Genomic DNA, 19,259 nt, shown 5'->3' on the forward strand with positions numbered 1-19,259 from the left:
AATATTTAGGTGCCTATATCGGTGGTGTCTACCTCTTCCCATTCCGAACAGAGAAGTCAAGCCCACCAGAGCCGATGGTACTGCGGTAACACGTGGGAGAGTAGGTCGGTGCCAAATCTTAAAGTAACCCTGTAGTTAACACTACAGGGTTTTCTTGTTTATAGCTATTCCTAAGCTATTTGTTTATAAACAGTTTGGTCTTATAATTATGCCCATCGTCATCCTGAATTTAGTTCAGGACCTCGCACTAGTAAGGCTTCCTTTCTCTTGAGGGGGCCTGATACCGGCCTTCGCCGGCATGACGAATTCAGGATGACGATCGATTAAATAATGACGAACCTTTATAAGATTGTCATTATCTCTTTTTCGCATTTATTCCAATGCTAGAGTCTCAGCATGACAATTTTACCTTATAGCTATTATGAATTGATACGAACTATATAAGTTCTTAAAACTGTCACAGCCATCAATATATTATTCGCTATTACCTTAATTATGTTACAAATTATGAAAATAAATATTTCATAATGACAATGTATATGACTAAGTTTAAGTTATACACAAAAACACACAACATGAAAAAGAAACTATTAACTGCAGTAGCAGTATTGGCTTCCCTATGCGGGTATGCTCAAACGAAAGGTACCAATGCTTTAGGTTTTGGTATTTACTCACAAACAAGTAAATCTGAGTATAGAAGTGAAACTGGAACTACAGAGATTAACGAATCAAAGACGAACAATTTCACTTTAAGCTATGGATTATTTATAAATGACAACAGCAAATTAGGTCTTGATGTAAGTTTTGGGAATCAAGAATATCATTATGTAGCTAATGCGTCAGGTTCAAAAGGAAAAACTTATGGAGCTAATGTTAATTATCAGCAGTATTATCCAATAGTTAAAAAGTTATACGCCTTTGCTGGCGGGTCACTAGGTTATGGTTATACGAAAACTGATAATGGTAGCCCTTATTCTGAGGATAGAAGATCTGATCAATATTCGGCTGCAGTAAATGGTGGCGTAGCTTGGTTTTTTTCTAAAAGATTCGCTATTGAATCTAGTTTGTTATCAGCAAGTGCAGCCTACAGCGTAGATAAACAAAATGGAAATAATTCAGAGGGTCTGGGTAGTTATAAAAATAAATATACCTATTTTAATATGAGCAGTGGTGGAGCTTTCAATAACCTCGGTTTTAAAATATACTTGCTATTCTAAAGCTTAACTTTTATGTCAAAATAATATCAACAACAAAGCACCTTAATTTGAGGTGCTTTGTTGTTATAGTACATTTTTAACTGCCATATTGAGATTTTTAACTACCTATTGGCTAGTTATTCAATTTCGTATCGAGCATAAAATTCGCTAAATTTAAGTGTTATGAGTAAATCTGCTAAATATCCCTCCTCCCAAAAGAAGATTTTTGTTCTTGATACCTCTGTTATTTTATACGACCATAATGCTTTTAACAATTTTCAGGAGCATGATGTAGCGATTCCTATTCAGGTTCTTGAAGAGCTTGATAACATGAAAAACGGCAATGAAACTCGAAATGCAGAAGCCAGGAGTTTTATTCGTTTGATGGATAATGCATCTGGGAATAAAATAATGAACCAATGGATTCCATTAAATGGGAGTAAAAGCGGAAGATTTAAAGTGGTAATGGATAATAAACCTGACCATGCTGACGCTGAAGTCATTTTTGGTGCAGGGAAATTTGATCATCGTATTTTAAATGCTGCATTAAGTTTAAGGCAGGAATTTCCTGAAAAGAAAGTAGTACTGGTATCGAAAGATATTTGTTTGCGTTTAAAAGCGAAATCTCTAGAGCTTTATGCCGAAGATTATGAAACTGGAAAGATCAAAAATGTAGATGAACTGTACACTGGTAAAACTGTCCTTACTAAAGTTCCTGAAGAACTTTTGGCTGAACTCAAAACTGAAGGGAGTATTAGCACGGAACTTCTTGACATTGCTCCTCAATCTCCAAATCATTTCTGCATACTGAAAAACAGCCGAAAAACTGCAACAACCTGGTTTGATTCCAAAACACAGCGTTTGTATCCGGTAGCTTCAAAGAAAATATTCAATATAGCACCAAGAAATCACGAGCAATCTTTTGCGGTACATGCTTTACTAAATCCCGAAATTAAACTGGTAACTATTCAAGGCAAGGCAGGTACCGGAAAAACGCTTTTGGCCATTGCGAGTGCGCTAGAACAACGAAAGGATTACAGACAGATTTATGTAACAAGGCCGATTATTCCGTTAAGTAATAAGGATATAGGTTTTTTACCTGGTGATGCTAAATCAAAGATTGATCCTTATATGGCACCCATTTGGGATAACCTAAGATTTATAAAAGAGCAGTATAATCATGATTTAAAAATGCAGAGTAGGATAGATGAGTTTGTAACCACAGGTAAAATTGTGATTACCCCTCTGGCCTATATTAGAGGGAGAACACTTGCCAAAATCTTTTTTATTGTAGACGAAGCACAAAACTTAACTCCACATGAAATTAAAACGATAATTTCGCGTGCAGGAGAAGATACCAAGATTGTATTTACTGGCGATATTTATCAAATAGATACGCCTTATCTTGATGCCGAAAGTAACGGCTTATCTTATCTGATAGAAAATGCAAAGAACCATCCGCTGTATGCGCACATTACCTTAGATAAGGGCGAGCGTAGTGAATTGGCAAATCTGGCAAACGACTTATTGTAACTTGAATACTAAACTTATTATTGTTTATGCTTAAAAAAACTATCGTGATGAGGAATCTAATATTTTTCATTCCATTTCTAATGATCATATCCTGCAAACAAAAGAAAGAAGTTGCCGGTCAGTCGGTTAACGATCCTCATTCCTTTTCTAAACCATCTATAGCTGTTGTAGAGCATTTGGATTTAGATATAAAAGTGAATTTTGAAGATCAGCAAATTAGTGGAAAGGCTGTTTGGACAATAAACAACAAGGCTAAATCGAATGAGATTATTTTTGATGATAGTAAGCTTAACATTTCTAAAATTACACTGGGTGCCGAAGAAAAGGAAACAACGTTTGCTTACGGCGAGGAGAAGGAATACATTGGAAGAGCATTAAAAGTAGCAATTACGCCTGAAACAAAATTGATAACTATTTATTATACGACTAATAAAGATGCAAGTGCTTTACAATGGTTAAATCCACACCAAACAGCAGGTAAGAAGCGTCCGTATTTATTTACACAGTCAGAAAGTATCGCTGCCAGGAGCTGGATACCTTGTCAGGATAGTCCCGGTATCAGATTTACATACAATGCAACTGTTAATGTTCCAGCAGATTTACTGGCTTTAATGAGTGCAGAAAATCCGGAGGTGAAAAACACTACAGGTGTTTATCATTTCAAACAAGTTCATCCTATTCCTTCATATTTATTGGCGTTGGCTGTAGGTGATATTGCATTTAAAGCTGTAGATGAACGTACAGGAGTGTATGCTGAGCCATCTGTATTAGCAAAAGCAGTATATGAGTTTGCTGATATGGGAAAAATGGTACATGCTGCAGAGAAATTATACGGTCCGTATAGATGGGGAAGGTATGATCTATTAGTACTGCCACCAAGCTTTCCTTTCGGCGGTATGGAAAATCCTAATCTAACTTTTATTACTCCAACTGTTATTGCCGGTGACCGATCTTTAGTAAGTATAATTTCGCACGAATTGGCACATAGTTGGAGTGGTAATCTGGTTACAAATGCTACATGGAATGATTTTTGGCTTAACGAAGGATTTACTAATTATTTTGAACGCAGAATAGATGAAGAGATTTTTGGTAAACAGGAAGCCGAAATGCAAGAAGAGTTCGCCAAAAAAGCATTAGAAGATGCAGTAAAAGAGATGGGCGATACAAGTAAGGATACCTATTTGAAAACTGACTATACTGGCAGAAATCCTGACGACGGGACTAATGATATAGCATATGAAAAAGGTTATTTCTTTTTACGTACTATTGAGGAAGCAGTAGGTAGACCGAAATTTGATGCATTTTTAAGAGGCTATTTTGATAGTCATGCATTCCAGTCTGTTTCTACAGAACAGTTCCTTGCTTATTTGAATGAAAATCTAATTAAAGGTAATGCTGATTTTGAGAAAAAGATTCGTGTAAATGATTGGGTTTACGGGCCTGGCATTCCATCAAATATTGCATATGCTAAAGGTCTGTGGGCTAAAGGAGGTAAGTTCTCTAAAATTGATAGTTTAGCGTCAGCATGGAATAAAGGGAAACTGACAGATACTTCGATTTTAACTAAAGAAATTGTAACAAGTAATGAGAAGAAGTTCTTTATCAATATGTTGCCTCAAGAAATGACTGTAAAGCAGATGGCAGATTTAGATCGTCAGTTTAATTTTACCGGATCTAATAATACTGATATTCAGTTAGCTTGGTACACTTTGGCTATTCGTAACCACTATGCAGTTGCTGATAAAAGAATAGAAGATTATTTAATAGAAAATGGAAGAATGTGGCACATTATTCCTTTGTATAAAGAAATGATGAAAACCCTTGAAGGCCTAAAAAGGGCCAAGGAGATTTACAAAAAAGCAAGGCCTAACTATCATCCGATGACTTATCAGGCAATTGATAAGCTTTTAAATTAGATATTTTATTTTGATATAGGGGAAACTAGATCATGCGTTCATTTGCATCCCTCTTAGTTTCCCTTTTGTTTTCTTTTAGTTCTTTCTTAAGTTCCTTTAGATCTCTTTTAAAATCTTCCTTTAGTTCTTTAAGGTCTTCTTTCATTTCCTTTTTTGCCTCTCTTTTATCTGAAGCACTGTCGTAGATATCATTTTTTAAATCTTTAAATTATCAATAATTTAAAGATTTGACTGTCTAAAAATAAATGGAATATAGTTGGGGTTAATTGTAGCATAATAGCAATTAATCTCGTTATATATTAAATAGCAGTTTATTAATCAGATCAACCCAATCATATTATGGATTCATTACACCCTTTTCACCAAAATTTAGAACATATTAAGAATGATGCATCTTCAGGATTTCTTGTTGTTGATAGCGATGATATAGCGCAAGTGGAATCACTGGCTATCATGTTTCCAAAGCTAACTAGTCTGATCAAAAAGAATGGGAATAAAAACTTTATAATCAATTTCAGGGATGAGAAACAAAGGTCGCTTATTGTGATGGTAGTTTCAAAGAATGGAATCCCTATGGCTAGTTAAAGGTTCTTTTTACCTTTAGTTAAGGTAGCGCCTAGACTTGCTATAATTACAAAAAATACGGCTAACCATTGATAAAGGGAGAGGTGCTCACTTAAAAATACTATTCCGCATAATGCTGCAGCAGCTGGCTCAAGGCTCATTAAGATGCTAAAAGTACGTGCTGGTAATTTTTTAAGTGCCCCAATTTCTAAAGTGAAAGGGATTGCACTTGATAACAATGCCAGCGCACCACCACTTAAAAGCATTAAGGGCGTGAAATTGGCTAAACCACCACTTCCAAAACCAAATGGAACTACCACAATGGCAGCGAATATCATACCCACCGCAACGGCTTGTTCTCCATCCATTATCTTAGCTATCCGACCACCAAGAAGAATATAGCCTGCCCAAAAACCTCCTGCAAGTAATGCAAGAGCGGCTCCAAGTAAATCAATTCCTTTTCCTGTCCATGGGGCTATAAATGCTATTCCAATTGCAGCTAATAATACCCAAAAGAAATCTAACAAGCGTTTAGATCCACTAACAGCTAATAAAAGCGGCCCAATAAATTCAAGGGTTACACCTAAACCTAAAGGAATTCTTTCTATTGCCATATAGAAAATAACATTCATTAACCCTAATGATACACCGTATGGAATTACAGCTTTCCATTGTTTTTTGGTCAACAGCTTTAAATTTGGCCTATAAGCAAATAATAGAATAATTGCCGACAACCCAATTCTTACCGAAGCGGTACCGGTTGCACCAAGTGCAGGAAATAATCCTTTAGCTATAGCAGCGCCCCCTTGCACGCTAATTATAGATAATAGTACGGCAGGTAATGGTGGTATATTTAATAATTTATTGGTGCTCATGGGTAAGGGAGGGAATCAAGATGCAAATCTAAGGATTTCATTAAACAAAAAAGCACCGAAATCCATCGGTGCTCTTTTTTATCAACTAAACCTAAACTATAAATACTAACCAAATATTTATGCCTCAAAGGTAAGGTTGATAGTAATAAGCAAATGTTAAGAAATGTTAAACTTTTATAGACTTGCTACAAATGGAAGTAGCAAGGTGTTACATCGCAACATTTCATTATCTTTAATTATTGTTATTTGTAGCGTAATTAAAAATTTAATCGTTTTAAGGTTATGAAAAAGATATTAATCCTATTGTTTGTTGGAATTGCCATGGTAAGTTGTAACACAGCAAAACAGGCAGGTGGCAAAAACTTAATTAAACTTAGTGGTAAGGTTGAAAAGTTAGGTATGACTACCTTTCAGTATGGTACACATACTTTACAGGTTGATTCCAAAACCTATGCACTGAGAAGCAGCAAAGTTGATTTAAATACCTATGTAGATAAAGAGGTTACTTTAAAGGGAACGAAGGTTGATGGATATCCTGTTGAAAATGGTCCGGAGCTAATAGAAGTTGTGGAAATTACTTCTAAATAGAACGGGAAACTTTAAAAGGTTATCTTCGCGAAAAAAAGTTTAAATGCTAGAGATTGTTTATCAGGATGACCACTTAATTGCGATTAATAAACCACATGGCTTACTTGTACATCGTTCCTCAATTGCTAGTGATGCAAAAGAATTTGCATTACAGCTTTTAAGAGATCAGGTAAACAGGTATGTGAGTCCGGTTCATCGTTTGGATAGGAAAACAGGTGGTTTACTATTATTTGCATTTGAAAAGGATGCTGAAATTGCCATGCATCAGCAGTTCCAAAACGGTCTGGTTCAAAAGAAGTACCTTGCAATTGTTAGAGGCTATGCACCCGATAGTCAGGATATTGATTATCCATTAGTAAAAGAAAACGGAGCAATTCAGGAAGCTTTTACTGCGTTTGTTACTTTAAAAAGAGCTGAGTTAGATGTAGCTCTTGGAAAGCATTCAACTTCAAGATACTCTTTGGTAGAAGCAACTCCAACAACAGGAAGGATGCATCAGCTTAGAAAGCACTTTGCGCATATTTTTTACCCCATTATTGGTGATCGCAAACATGGTTGCAATAAGCAAAATAAGCTGTTTAAGGAGCAATGGGAAATGACAACGATGTTATTACATGCTTCTGAACTTATATTTAAACATCCCGTAACGAATGAAGAAATTCACCTTAAGGCTCCTTTACACGATGAGTTTAATAGAGTAATGGACTTAATGAAATGGCGATAAATTAATCATGATTAATGTTACTTGTGCAATAATAGTAGATGATACCGGTAGGGTACTTGTTACTCAGCGCAGTGCTACTATGAAATTGCCATTTAAGATTGAATTTCCAGGAGGAAAAATTGAACCGGGTGAAACAGCTTCTGATTGCCTGGTACGGGAAATAAAGGAGGAGTTAAATCTAGATATTATGACTCTATTTGAAATGCCCTCCAACATCCACCATTATATTGAGTTTTCAATTAATCTGATCCCTTTTGTTTGCAAGATAATTGGAGGTGCTATTGAGATGCGAGAACATGCATCATATCAATGGTTAAATCCATCGGAACTGTTAGATCAGGATTGGGCAGAAGCAGATATCCCTATAGTTGAGAATTATTTAAATAGTATTTAATGAGTATTATACAAAAATGCCCGATATCGAACATTTAGTTTGGTATCGGGCGTTTTTATGCGTTCTTGTTTTTTGTAACTGACTGTCTTTAAGTTTTTTAAGTTTGGTATTCGGCTTGTAATGGTTTGTTCAAATAAACCACAGATGGACAAACCAATTGAAGAAGAAGTTACCGCAAAAAGAAAGAAGAAGACAAGGATAATTGTATTGATAATAGTGAGCGTGATTGTCGCAGGCGTATTCACTTTACGCGCCTATATTAAACCATCAATAGCAACTGCTGAATTTACGACAGGGGTGGCTGAAACAGGTAACATAGAAAATACGATAAATGCTACTGGGGAAGTACTGCCTGAATTTGAAGAAGTACTAACCAGCCCTATAAATGCTGCAGTACGAAATGTTCTAATGGATGCAGGTACAAAGGTTAAAGCGGGAGAATCTATCCTTACTTTGGATAAGTCATCGGCCGAAACTGAGTTCGATAAACTAAAATTTCAGATCGAATCCAAAGAAAATGAAATCAAAAAACTAAAGCTCGATCTCGAGAAAACCTTTTACGATATCAATTCCAATAACAACATCAAGCAACTGCGTATTGCAAATTTTAAAGATGCAGTTGCAAGTGCGCAACGGCTGTATAAAGCAGGCGGAGGCACAAAAGAAGACATTGAGCAGGCTCAGTTAAATTTAAAAGTAGCAGAGCTTGAAAAGCAGCAGCTTGAAAATGAGATTAAAAACAAGCAGCAAACTATGAAAATAGAGATCAGAGAGGCTGAAATTGCTTTGGCTATTCAAAAGAGTGATCAGCAAGCCTTAAAGCGCAAACTTGATCTGGCCAATGTGATTGCCACACGAGCTGGTGTGGTAACCTGGGTAAATAAAAACATTGGGGCTAGTATAAAGGAAGGTGAGTCTTTAGCTAGAATCGCAAATCTGAGTAGTTATAAGGTTACAGGCAGTATATCTGATAACATGTTAGATCAGCTTCATAATAACATGTCTGCCATAATCAGAATAAATGATACTCAACTTAGAGGATCGGTTTCCAGTGTTTCTCCGGCAGTAAATAATTCAATTGTTTCGTTTGAAGTTCAGCTGGATGAAAAGAACAATAAATTGCTTAGACCAAATATGAAAGTTGATGTTTTCCTGATTACAGAAACGCGTAACAAGGTAATTCGTGTTGCTAATGGAGCAGCTTTTAAAGGTTCAAATCAACAAGTGGTTTTTGTATTAAATAATGGGAAAGCTGTACGAAGAAGCGTAAAAACCGGCCTTAGTAACTTTGATTATGTAGAAGTAATAAGTGGTATAAAAGCAGGGGAGACAGTGATCACTTCTGATATGAGTAAGTACGAGTATTCAAAAGAAATTTCAATCACTAATTGATCATAAGCATATGAAAATCATTTTCACAGCGGCTTTAATGATCTTAAGTTGTTTTAATGCCTTGAGCATCGAAAAGAGTAGTGTACATACCCATGTAGAGTCGGATACCTTAAGGCTAACTTTAAATGAAGTAGTAGAAAAAGCTAAGGCCAATTCTATTGCCTCAAAGCAAGCTACTACTGTTAAAGAAACCAAATATTGGGAGTGGAGAACATTTAAGTCTAATTATCAGCCTCAGTTAGCATTAAGTGGTATTTTACCAGGATATAATAAAACATACTCGCAAGTACTTCAACCAAATGGTACGGTAGCTTTTCAACCGATAAGAAATGATAACTCTTCACTGACGCTTGATTTTAGTCAGAGTTTGGCCGCAACAGGTGGTACTATTTATGGTACCACCCAGTTGCAACGTTTTACTGATTTTGACCGGGATAATGTGTTGTATAATGGTACTCCATATGGTATTGGGTATATACAACCTTTGTTGCAGTTTAATAGTCTTAAATGGGATAAAAGAATAGCACCACTAAAATACAATGAGAGTAAACAAGCTTACATAGAATCTCAGGAGCAAATTTCTGTAACAGTGACAGGGTATTTTTTCGATTTGCTACTTGCTCAAGTGAACCTTCATATTGCCGAGACTAATTATACGAACACAGGAAACATCTTAAACATAGCCAATACGAAGTTTGAATTAGGCAAAATCTCCAAAAATGAGATACTGCAATTACAGCTTGAACAGGTAAATGCTAAAAAAGCAGTCGGGACTGCAAAGCGAGATATGGAAATTGCAACACTCAATTTGAGAAGTTACGCAGGGATAGAAGGAGATGATAGAATTGTGTTGACAATGCCAGAGGCGGTAAAACGTGTTGAGGTATCTTCTGAACGAGTTCTGATAGAAGCATTTGAAAACCGTTCTGATGCTATAGCTTTTGTAAGACGGATTGCGGAGGCAAAAAGAGATGTTGCAAAGGCTAAAGGGGAAAATGGGCTTACAGCTACTTTAAAGGCTAATTTGGGATTCTCTAGTGCAGGCAGTAATATATTAGACGTTTACCGATCACCTAAAAGTCAACAATCTGTTCAGTTGCAATTAGCTATCCCTGTGCTTGATTGGGGTAGATCTAAATCGAGGACTAAAACGGCAGAGGCTAATCAGCAGTTTACCATTTATGAGGTAGAGCAGGATAAGCAAACTTTTAAGCAGCAGATAGTAACCCAGGTAACGCTTTTTAATATGATGAAAGAACAATTGGAGTTAACTGCTCAGGCTGATAGGATTGCTTCTGAAAAATATCAGATTGCAAGTGAGCGCTACGTTTTAGGTAATCTGAGTATTACAGATCTGAGTATAGCATTTCAGGAAAGTGATAGGGCTAAAAGGGATTATGTAGCCTCATTAAGAGATTTTTGGGGAGCCTACTACCAGCTAAGGTACCTGTCGTTGTATGATTTCGAAAAAAATGAAAAAATAACTTATAAATAAATCTTAATCACTAATTATACATTATGATACGTTTACAAAATATTGAAAAGGTGTATCGCACCGATACTGTAGAAACACTGGCTATTAATGGCATTAGCTTAGATATTGCAAAAGGAGAGTTCCTATCGATAATGGGACCTTCGGGCTGTGGTAAAAGTACGCTGCTTAATATTATGGGCTTGCTGGATGAGCCATCCAAAGGGAGTATTAAAATTGCTGACCAGGATATTACTAGGTTTTCCGATCAGCAGTTAGCAAAATTCAGGAATCAGAAGCTGGGCTTTATATTTCAGAGTTACCACTTGATCAACGATTTACAAGTGTTGGATAACGTAGAGCTTCCACTGCTTTATCGTGCAGGTTCTGCTAAAGAGCGTAGAGAATTGGCTACAGAAGCTCTTGCGAAAGTTGGGTTGAGCAATAGGATCAAACACTTTCCTACCCAGCTTAGCGGAGGGCAGCGTCAGCGTGTGGCTATTGCCAGAGCAATTGTAGGTCGGCCACAAATCATTCTTGCAGATGAACCAACAGGAAATCTGGATAGTGCAATGGGAAATGAAATTATGGATATCCTGATCAATCTTAATAAGAACGATGGAACAACCATAGTGATGGTTACCCACGATGAAAATATGGCACATAAAACGCATCGATTGGTACGTTTGTTTGATGGTTCTCAAGTTCAATAACCCTTATAGTTATGCTTAAAAATTACTTTAAAATAGCCATAGTGGTACTAAAAAGAAGAAAGTTCTTCACTTTTATCAGCTTGTTTGGTATCAGTTTTACTCTTACCATATTGATGGTAGCAACAGCATTTCTAGATAAAGCGCTTAGTCCAAGCTATCCTGATTTAAAAAGGAATAGATCATTGTATATAACGAAAGTAACATTGGAAAGCTCTAAGCAGCATTGGATAAACAGTAGCTCGGCATCTTTTTATTTTCTGGATCGTTATGTTTCAAAGTTAAAAGTGCCTGAGAAAATTGGAATATTTACTTATTCAAATAAGGTTAATGCTTATGTGAACAATAAAAAGCTTGTTATAGAGAGTAAATATACTAATGCTACCTATTGGGAGATTGCTGAATATGTTTTTATGGAAGGCAAACCTTACACAAAGCAGCAGGTGGAGAACGCTGAGCGTGTGGCAGTAATTAGTGAAACAACCAGAAAGAATTACTTTGGTGATCAGAAATCTGTTGTAGGGAAGTACATTGAGGCAGATAATGTAAATTATAGAGTAATTGGAGTGGTAAAGGATATGCCTAGGAGTATACGTAATTTTTACGGAGATCTGTACTTGCCATATACTGTTTCCAAGGGGAGTTACAAAGATGTGGGCTTAACGGGAGGTTTTGGTGCAATATTATTAGCCAAATCAGAAAAAGATATTCCTAAAATGAAGGAGGAGTATTACCGAATGCTTGCAAAGGTTCCTACTGGCGATAAGGAGTATGATATGTTATATGCACATGCAGATAATACAATTGAGCATTTGGCGAGGTCATTGGCAGGCAATAATGAAAATGTAGGTATAGGCAGGTTACTAACTTACGGCAGTTTACTTGTTCTATTATTTTTGCTACTTCCAACTATAAATCTGGTTAATATCAACATCACAAGAATAATGGAGCGCTCATCTGAAATTGGTGTACGTAAAGCTTTTGGTGCGTCCTCAAAAACTCTTGTATATCAGTTTATTGTTGAAAATGTTATTTTAACTCTCCTTGGGGGTGTCATCGGTATTGTCTTGTCTGTAATATCAATTTACCTCTTTAATCAGTCTAATATTATTCCCAATCTCAATTTATCAATAAACTTTACAGTATTGTTTTTTGGATTTGTGGTCTGTCTGTTTTTTGGATTGCTTTCGGGAGTATATCCTGCATGGAGAATGTCAAGATTAAATGTAGTTAGTGCTTTGAAAGCACAATAAGGAATCATTATTTAAAAGAAATTATCATGTTTAAGCATTTATTTAAATTGATCTGGAACAAAAGGAAGCAGAATTTTCTGTTCCTGTCGGAAATACTGGTGTCCTTTATGGTCATATTTGCGGTATTCTCTCTATTGGTGTTTTATTATTTGAATTATATAAAGCCTAACGGGATTGAATATGAAAAGGTGTGGTCTATTCAATATAGTAACCCATTAAAAACTTCTAACGTAGATTCTCTTGAAACTTTTTATGAGAACGTAAGACGTACAATAAAAGCATTACCTCAAGTTCAAGAGTTGTCCTTTTCAGTTTCTAATTATCCTTATTCAAATAGCCATTCAACTACTGGCTTTACCTATAAAGGCAAGGAATTGTCTCCTATAGATAATTATATGATTGAGGATGATTATCATAAGGTATTGGGCATGAGGTTGTTGTCTGGTAGGTGGTTTAATAAAGAAGACAAAATTGGTAAGAAGAGAAATGTTGTTATTAATTCGACTTTAAAGCAAGCAATGTTTGGTGATGCAGAAGCAGTAGGTGCTGTTGTGGGAGCTGACAATGAAAAGGAAACCTGGAAAGTTATTGGGGTGGTGGCGGATGTAAAGGCCAGTGGAGACTTCTTGCCAGCTGGAAAAGGATTTTACAAAAGACTGGATAGTGGAGCCTTTGGCTGGATAGGGACTATTCTGATTAAAGTGAGCCCCGATGCAGATGCTGCTTTCGAAAGCCGTTTGCATAAACTGCTGGCCAGAACTATACAGAATTCAAATTTGGAGATTCAGCATCTTGAAGACATGCGTGATTCAACTAATGAAGACACAATTATTCCGATGATTATTTGTATTACTGTAGCGGGCTTTCTTATCATTAACGTAGCTCTTGGTCTGTTTGGAGTGTTATGGTATAACATTAGCCAACGCAGGGGAGAAATAGGTTTAAGGAGGGCTCTTGGTGCAACGGGATCTTCTGTATCATTTCAACTTGTTTCAGAGTCATTGATGTTGGCAACATTATCCATTATCGTAGGTTCATTTTTTGCTTTGCAGTTTCCTTTGTTGAATGTATTTAATGTGCCTACGGCTGTTTACATTATTGCGCTGCTGCTTTCGATTGCATTTATTTATTTGCTAGTGATATTCTGTTCTTTATATCCTGGTAAGCAGGCTGCTGCTATACATCCTGCAATTGCATTGCATGAAGAATAATAACTATATTAACTTTGTATATGATACTGATTGTAGATGACGATATTGCTGTAAGGACTTCTTTAACTTTATTGCTTGAAAGCGGAGGTAATAAAGTTCAGGAAGCTGATAGTGCTGTAGGGGCTTTAAATATCATCAAAAAGCAAATACCTGAACTGATTATTCTTGATCTTAACTTTTCCATTGATACTACCGGAAAGGAAGGGATGGAATTGCTGAGTAGCATTAGACAGATTGATGCTAGTGTTCCTGTAATTCTAATTACAGGTTGGGCAAGTATTCAGCTGGCTGTTCAGGGTATGAAACTTGGAGCCAACGATTTTATAAATAAGCCTTGGAATAATGAACACGTTCTGCAATCAGTTAAAACACTACTTGAGTTAAACACTACTAAAACAAAGAATAGCAGTCGTAAACAACTAGATAAGCAGTATAACTTTAAACAGATTATTGCGGAGGATCCGCGAATGCTTGATATACTGGAAACCATAGGTCAGGTAGCACCAACTGATGCGTCGGTGCTAATTCTAGGAGAAAGTGGAACGGGGAAAGAACTAATAGCCGAAGCAATCCATGAGAACAGTTTGCGTAGGAATAAGCCCTTTGTGAAGGTTAATCTTGGAGGTATATCTTCCTCTTTGTTTGAAAGTGAAATGTTTGGTCATGTTCGTGGTGCATTTACTGATGCCCGTTTTGATAGAACCGGACGATTTGAAATGTCAAATAAGGGAACTATTTTTTTAGATGAAATAGGGGAGCTCGAGGCAGGTAGTCAGGTTAAGCTATTAAGAGTATTGCAAGACAGAACATATGAAGTATTGGGTAGTAGCCGTAGTAAAGTCGTGGATGTCAGGGTGGTGTGCGCAACTAATAAAAGCTTAAATGAAATGGTCGGTGCGGGCACTTTCAGAGAAGACTTGTTGTATCGCATCAACCTGATCACCATTAATTTACCGCCTTTACGTGAACGATCTGGTGATATACCTTTATTGGTAAATTTCTTTATTGATAACCTTAAAGAAATTTACAATCGCCCATTGTTATCGGTATCGGCTAATGCAATGAAATGGCTGCAACAATTAGAGTTACCAGGTAATATAAGACAATTAAAAAATCTGGTAGAACGAACCATTTTAGTATGTAAAAATAACGAACTTGGTATTGATGATTTTAAAGCACAATTAGAACTATCTCCAACAAAAAAAGCAAGTGTACAAATGCCTGGTGTAGGCAGTATTACACTTGAGGAGATGGAAATTGAAATGGTTAAGAGAGCAATGAGCTTTCATCAAAATAAGATTACCAAAGCTGCTGCCTCTCTTGGAATAACAAGAAACTCACTATACCGCAGACTTGAGAAGTATCAGATTCCATTTAATGAAGCCGAAGATTAAACTTAATGAAGCTAAAGACTAAGTATATCCTTTTTATTGTCATTCTTCATCTTGTCTTTTTAGGACTTAGCTATCTTATTCTGGAAAAGAATAAGGTGATTTTTATAGTTTCTGAAGTTTTGGTTATCATTTCGGTGGTGATCTCGATTGGTCTTTATAGACAGCTTGTAGAGCCTTTAAATTACCTGAGAGAGGGGATAAGTGCAATCAATGACCGTGATTTTAATGTTAAGTTTTTACCCACTGGAAAACAAGAAACAGATGAGCTGATAGATGTATATAATGAAATGATGGATGCCTTAAGGGAAGAAAGGACAAAGCAGGAAGCGCAGCACTTTTTTCTTGAAAAACTGATCCATACTTCGCCCACAGGTATCGTTATACTTGATTATGATAACCATGTGAAGCAAATTAACCCAAAAGCAGAAGAAATACTAGGTGTAAACCCTGAACTACTTTTAGCTCAGTTTGAACCACTTCAGGTTGGAGAGTCTAAAACTATAAGGATAGGTAGTTTAAATACCTACAAGGTTCAGAAATCTCATTTTATAGACAGAGGTTTTCCTCGCATGTTTGTGATGATCGAAGAAGTAACCGCAGAGATTTTTGAAGCAGAAAAGAATGCTTATGGTAAAGTGATCAGGATGATGGCGCACGAAGTTAATAATACAATTGGGCCAGTAAATTCAATCATTAACATGGCTTTAGATGCCAATGATATTTGGGCTTCTGCTGATAAATCATCTTTAAAGAATGCGATGCATGTAGCTGTGGCCAGAAACCAGAACCTAAATCTGTTTATGAGAAACTTTGCAGACCTCGTAAAGTTGACACCGGTAAATAAGCTTCAGGTTGACCTTGTAGCCTTAATTTATTCAGTTTCAGATTTTATGCATATCAAAGCAAAGGAAAATGGTGCTAGTTTTGAATTTGACTTACCAAATACTCCGTTTTACATATCAGCTGATTCTCAGCAAATGGAACAAGCACTGATTAATATAGTTAAAAATTCAGTAGAAGCTATTGAAAAAGAGGGTATTGTTCGCTTTGCTTTAAATACTAAATTAAAGAAACTGACAATCTCTGATAATGGAAGGGGAATATCAGAGGACTTAAGTGAGCAGCTTTTTAGCCCGTTCTTTAGTACAAAGAAAGATGGTCAGGGTATTGGCCTTACTCTGGTTAGGGAGATATTGCTCAATCACGGTTTTGTATTTTCCTTAAAAACCTTACTGCCTGGACAAACAGATTTTGTTATTCAGCTCAGATAATCAGTTATTTACAGTATTCTCTATTTTGCTTTTTCATTTTGATGTCATAACATTTACCTTAAGAGTTTATCCTGACTATTTTAGTATAATATTCAAAAGTTGAGATGTACCTTTGTCGACATCCTGAATGAGTATGTCCGGTAAATACCATTGCGTTAGCAGGATTAAGGTAAATGAATTACATAATGAAACATCAATTTTTTAAATATATAGGGTCAATTGTTTTACTCTTAACATTTGCTTTTACTTCAGAAGCCCAGCAAACGGTTGTTAATGGTATTGTAACTGATGCTACAACCAAAGAAACTTTACCTTATGTTTCATTTTTAATTACCGGAACGGAAAAGGGTGGCAGAACGGATGCCGATGGACAATATAGTATCACGATTAGTGATAACCATACACAGGTTAAATTTAGCTATGTCGGTTATAAATCTGTTATTAAAACAATTACTCCTGGTAAAACACAAACTATAAATGTGCAGTTGCAAAGCGAAACCACCCAAATGGATGAGGTGGTAATTACAGCTGGCAAAAGACCAAAATATAAAAACAAAGATAACCCTGCGGTAGAGCTGATCAGGCAAGTGATTGCCAATAAATCGAAGAACCGTATGGATCATTATGATTTCGTAGAATATAAGAAATACGAAAGAATGATGTTTTCTATGAGTAATCTTTCTGATAAGTTTAAAAACAAAAGGATATTCCGTAACTATAAATTCCTATTTCAAGAGCAAGACTCTACCAAAATAGGAGGTAAAACTACGCTTCCGGTATTTCAGCAAGAGAAGCTTTCAAACAATTACTTCCGTAAAAGTCCTGAGAAACTAAAAACCATTGTAATTGCCGATAAACGAGTTAATTTTGATGAACGGTTTATTGATAATCAGGGCTTAACAGCGTATTTTGATAGAATGTATCAGGATATAGATATCTATGATAATAATATTTCTGTTGTAAGTAATCAATTGCTAAGTCCAATTGCTGATGGGGCACCTACTTTTTATAAGTTCTTCATTACAGATACGATTCAAAACCATAATCCAAAACTTGTTGAGCTTTCTTTTATGCCAAGAAACAATACAGATTTATTGTTTGAAGGTAAGCTTTACATCACCTTAGATGGTAATTATGCTGTTCAGAACGCATACCTTACTGTAAATAAGGATATCAATTTGAACTTTGTTAGAGCGTTAGAGGCTAAGCTTGATTTTGAGCAAAATCCGGATAAACGCTATCACCTTAGCAAAAGTAATCTGATCGTTGATTTTGGTTTAAGTAAAAAAGGAGGAACAGGGTTTACCGGTGAGAGAACTGTAAATTTTAAAGATTATTTGATTAATAAAGAACACCCTGATACTACCTATCACGGTTCAGCAATTCCTGTTGTAGTTGCCGATGCAGGGAACAGATCAGAGCAGTTTTGGGCAGATAATCGCCCGGAGGCACTTACTGGGACAAATTTAAAAGTATATCATAATTTAGATACACTGCAAACCATTCCATCATTTAAGAGAACAATGGATGTGGTTACACTTTTCTTTGCAGGCTATAAAGATTTTGGGCCTTTTGAAATGGGGCCGGTAAACACTTTTTACAGCTTTAACAGTGTAGAAGGGTTTCGTTTACGTTTAGGGGGAAGAACTACTCCTGCACTTAGTAAACGCTATTATTTCGAAACCTATGCCGCTTATGGGTTTAATGATACAAAATGGAAGTATTTTCTGAGCGGAACTTATTCTTTAAACAATAAGTCGATCTATTCATTTCCACAGAATTATGTAAGAGCAAGTTTCCAAAGAGATACAAAAATACCTGGTCAGGAATTACAGTTTGTTCAAGAAGATAACTTTTTGTTGTCCTTTAAGCGAGGTACAAACGATATGATGTTGTACAATGATTTTTACAGAGTAGATTATGTACATGAATTTGAAAACCACTTTTCTTATAGTGTTGGTTTGCGTAAATGGAATCAATCACCTGCGGGATCATTATATTTTGCCACTTCAAGCGACAATAATTTGATTAAAAGTAATCAGATCAATACTTCAGAAATATCACTTCAGTTAAGATATGCACCGAATGAGAAATTTTATCAAAGTAAGATCTATCGTACTCCATTTGTAAGTAAGTATCCTGTTTTTAACTTCAGGTATACCGCTGGCTTAAAAGGTGTGCTAGGTGGTGATTATAGCTACCATAACTTTATGGGGAGTGTTGATAAGCGTTTTTACTTATCACAACTTGGGTATACTGATGTAACACTTGAGGGAGGTTATATTTTAGGTAAAGTACCTTTTCCGCTATTGGACATTCACAGAGCCAATCAAACTTATGCATATCAGCTGCAATCCTATAACTTAATGAACTTTTTAGAGTTTGTTAGTGATCATTACACAAGTATCAATATTGATCAGAACTTTAATGGATTCTTCTTTAATAAGGTGCCATTATTAAAAAAACTGAAGCTTAGAGAAGTAATGTCATTTAAGGCATTATACGGTGGCTTGAGAAATGAAAATAACCCTGCATTTAACAATAACACAATGCAGTTTGTACTTAATCAGGATGGTGTACCCATTACAAATTCTTTAGGTAAAGAACCATATATTGAAGGTAGTGTAGGTGTAGGTAATATTTTTAAAATACTGCGAGTAGATATGGTAAAACGCTTCACTTATCTTAATAACCCAATGGTTTCTGAATGGGGAATCCGCGCAAGAGTGAAATTTGACTTCTAAATAAAACGGGTGTTATCCGAATA

16 protein-coding genes and 1 rRNA gene are annotated in these 19,259 nt (G+C 36.0%); 16 read left to right on the forward strand and 1 reads right to left on the reverse strand.

The features are described 5' to 3' along the window. Positions 1-5: 5 nt before the first annotated feature. From rrf to HQN83_RS00025, 5 genes are all read left to right on the forward strand, one after another. Positions 6-117, forward strand: a 5S ribosomal RNA gene (rrf, locus tag HQN83_RS00005). Between the two features lie 458 nt (positions 118-575). After that, a complete protein-coding gene (locus tag HQN83_RS00010; RefSeq protein WP_173087322.1) occupies positions 576-1,217 on the forward strand; it encodes an outer membrane beta-barrel protein in 642 nt (213 codons plus the stop codon). Between the two features lie 162 nt (positions 1,218-1,379). Further along, the gene (locus tag HQN83_RS00015; RefSeq protein ID WP_173087324.1) at positions 1,380-2,729 is read left to right on the forward strand and encodes a PhoH family protein; all 1,350 of its coding nucleotides are present in this window, start codon (positions 1,380-1,382) and stop codon (positions 2,727-2,729) included. A 47-nt stretch (positions 2,730-2,776) separates the two neighbouring features. After that, entirely contained in the window at positions 2,777-4,645 is a 1,869-nt protein-coding gene (locus tag HQN83_RS00020) for a M1 family metallopeptidase (protein WP_173087327.1), read from the forward strand. Between the two features lie 339 nt (positions 4,646-4,984). After that, positions 4,985-5,230: a hypothetical protein gene (locus tag HQN83_RS00025; protein WP_173087329.1), complete on the forward strand. Its 246-nt coding sequence runs from the start codon at positions 4,985-4,987 to the stop codon at positions 5,228-5,230. Here HQN83_RS00025 and HQN83_RS00030 read toward each other — a convergent pair. Then, positions 5,227-6,084, reverse strand: a complete 858-nt coding sequence (locus HQN83_RS00030) for an EamA family transporter (protein WP_173087331.1) — start codon at positions 6,082-6,084, stop codon at positions 5,227-5,229. The two genes, HQN83_RS00025 and HQN83_RS00030, sit on opposite strands and share 4 nt — an antisense overlap. Before the next feature lie 282 nt (positions 6,085-6,366). On the opposite strand from HQN83_RS00030, the gene HQN83_RS00035 reads away from it, so the two are divergent. The 11 genes from HQN83_RS00035 (at position 6,367) to HQN83_RS00085 (ending at position 19,236) form a co-directional block, all read left to right on the forward strand. After that, positions 6,367-6,672 carry a hypothetical protein gene (locus tag HQN83_RS00035; RefSeq protein WP_173087333.1) on the forward strand — a complete coding sequence of 102 codons (306 nt, stop codon included), beginning with the start codon at positions 6,367-6,369 and terminating at the stop codon, positions 6,670-6,672. Between the two features lie 43 nt (positions 6,673-6,715). Beyond that, positions 6,716-7,396 carry a pseudouridine synthase gene (locus HQN83_RS00040; RefSeq protein WP_173087335.1) on the forward strand — a complete coding sequence of 227 codons (681 nt, stop codon included), beginning with the start codon at positions 6,716-6,718 and terminating at the stop codon, positions 7,394-7,396. A 7-nt stretch (positions 7,397-7,403) separates the two neighbouring features. Then, entirely contained in the window at positions 7,404-7,790 is a 387-nt protein-coding gene (locus HQN83_RS00045) for a (deoxy)nucleoside triphosphate pyrophosphohydrolase (RefSeq protein WP_173087337.1), read from the forward strand. Positions 7,791-7,934: 144 nt separating this feature from the next. Further along, entirely contained in the window at positions 7,935-9,182 is a 1,248-nt protein-coding gene (locus HQN83_RS00050; protein ID WP_173087339.1) for an efflux RND transporter periplasmic adaptor subunit, read from the forward strand. A gap of 10 nt (positions 9,183-9,192) precedes the next feature. After that, positions 9,193-10,677 (forward strand): TolC family protein, encoded by a 1,485-nt coding sequence (locus tag HQN83_RS00055; protein ID WP_217277280.1) that lies wholly within the window; start codon positions 9,193-9,195, stop codon positions 10,675-10,677. 23 nt (positions 10,678-10,700) lie between these two features. Further along, a complete protein-coding gene (locus HQN83_RS00060; RefSeq protein WP_173087341.1) occupies positions 10,701-11,366 on the forward strand; it encodes an ABC transporter ATP-binding protein in 666 nt (221 codons plus the stop codon). An 11-nt stretch (positions 11,367-11,377) separates the two neighbouring features. Then, the gene (locus HQN83_RS00065) at positions 11,378-12,616 is read left to right on the forward strand and encodes an ABC transporter permease (RefSeq protein ID WP_173087343.1); all 1,239 of its coding nucleotides are present in this window, start codon (positions 11,378-11,380) and stop codon (positions 12,614-12,616) included. A 26-nt stretch (positions 12,617-12,642) separates the two neighbouring features. Next, entirely contained in the window at positions 12,643-13,827 is a 1,185-nt protein-coding gene (locus HQN83_RS00070; RefSeq protein ID WP_173087346.1) for an ABC transporter permease, read from the forward strand. A gap of 20 nt (positions 13,828-13,847) precedes the next feature. Beyond that, the gene (locus HQN83_RS00075) at positions 13,848-15,221 is read left to right on the forward strand and encodes a sigma-54-dependent transcriptional regulator (protein ID WP_173087348.1); all 1,374 of its coding nucleotides are present in this window, start codon (positions 13,848-13,850) and stop codon (positions 15,219-15,221) included. Positions 15,222-15,226: 5 nt separating this feature from the next. Continuing rightward, positions 15,227-16,492 carry a sensor histidine kinase gene (locus tag HQN83_RS00080; protein ID WP_173087350.1) on the forward strand — a complete coding sequence of 422 codons (1,266 nt, stop codon included), beginning with the start codon at positions 15,227-15,229 and terminating at the stop codon, positions 16,490-16,492. Between the two features lie 185 nt (positions 16,493-16,677). Further along, entirely contained in the window at positions 16,678-19,236 is a 2,559-nt protein-coding gene (locus HQN83_RS00085) for a DUF5686 and carboxypeptidase-like regulatory domain-containing protein (protein WP_173087352.1), read from the forward strand. The last annotated feature ends 23 nt before the right edge of the window (positions 19,237-19,259 follow it).

The organism is Pedobacter foliorum (assembly GCF_013266735.1).
Taxonomy (GTDB): domain Bacteria; phylum Bacteroidota; class Bacteroidia; order Sphingobacteriales; family Sphingobacteriaceae; genus Pedobacter; species Pedobacter foliorum.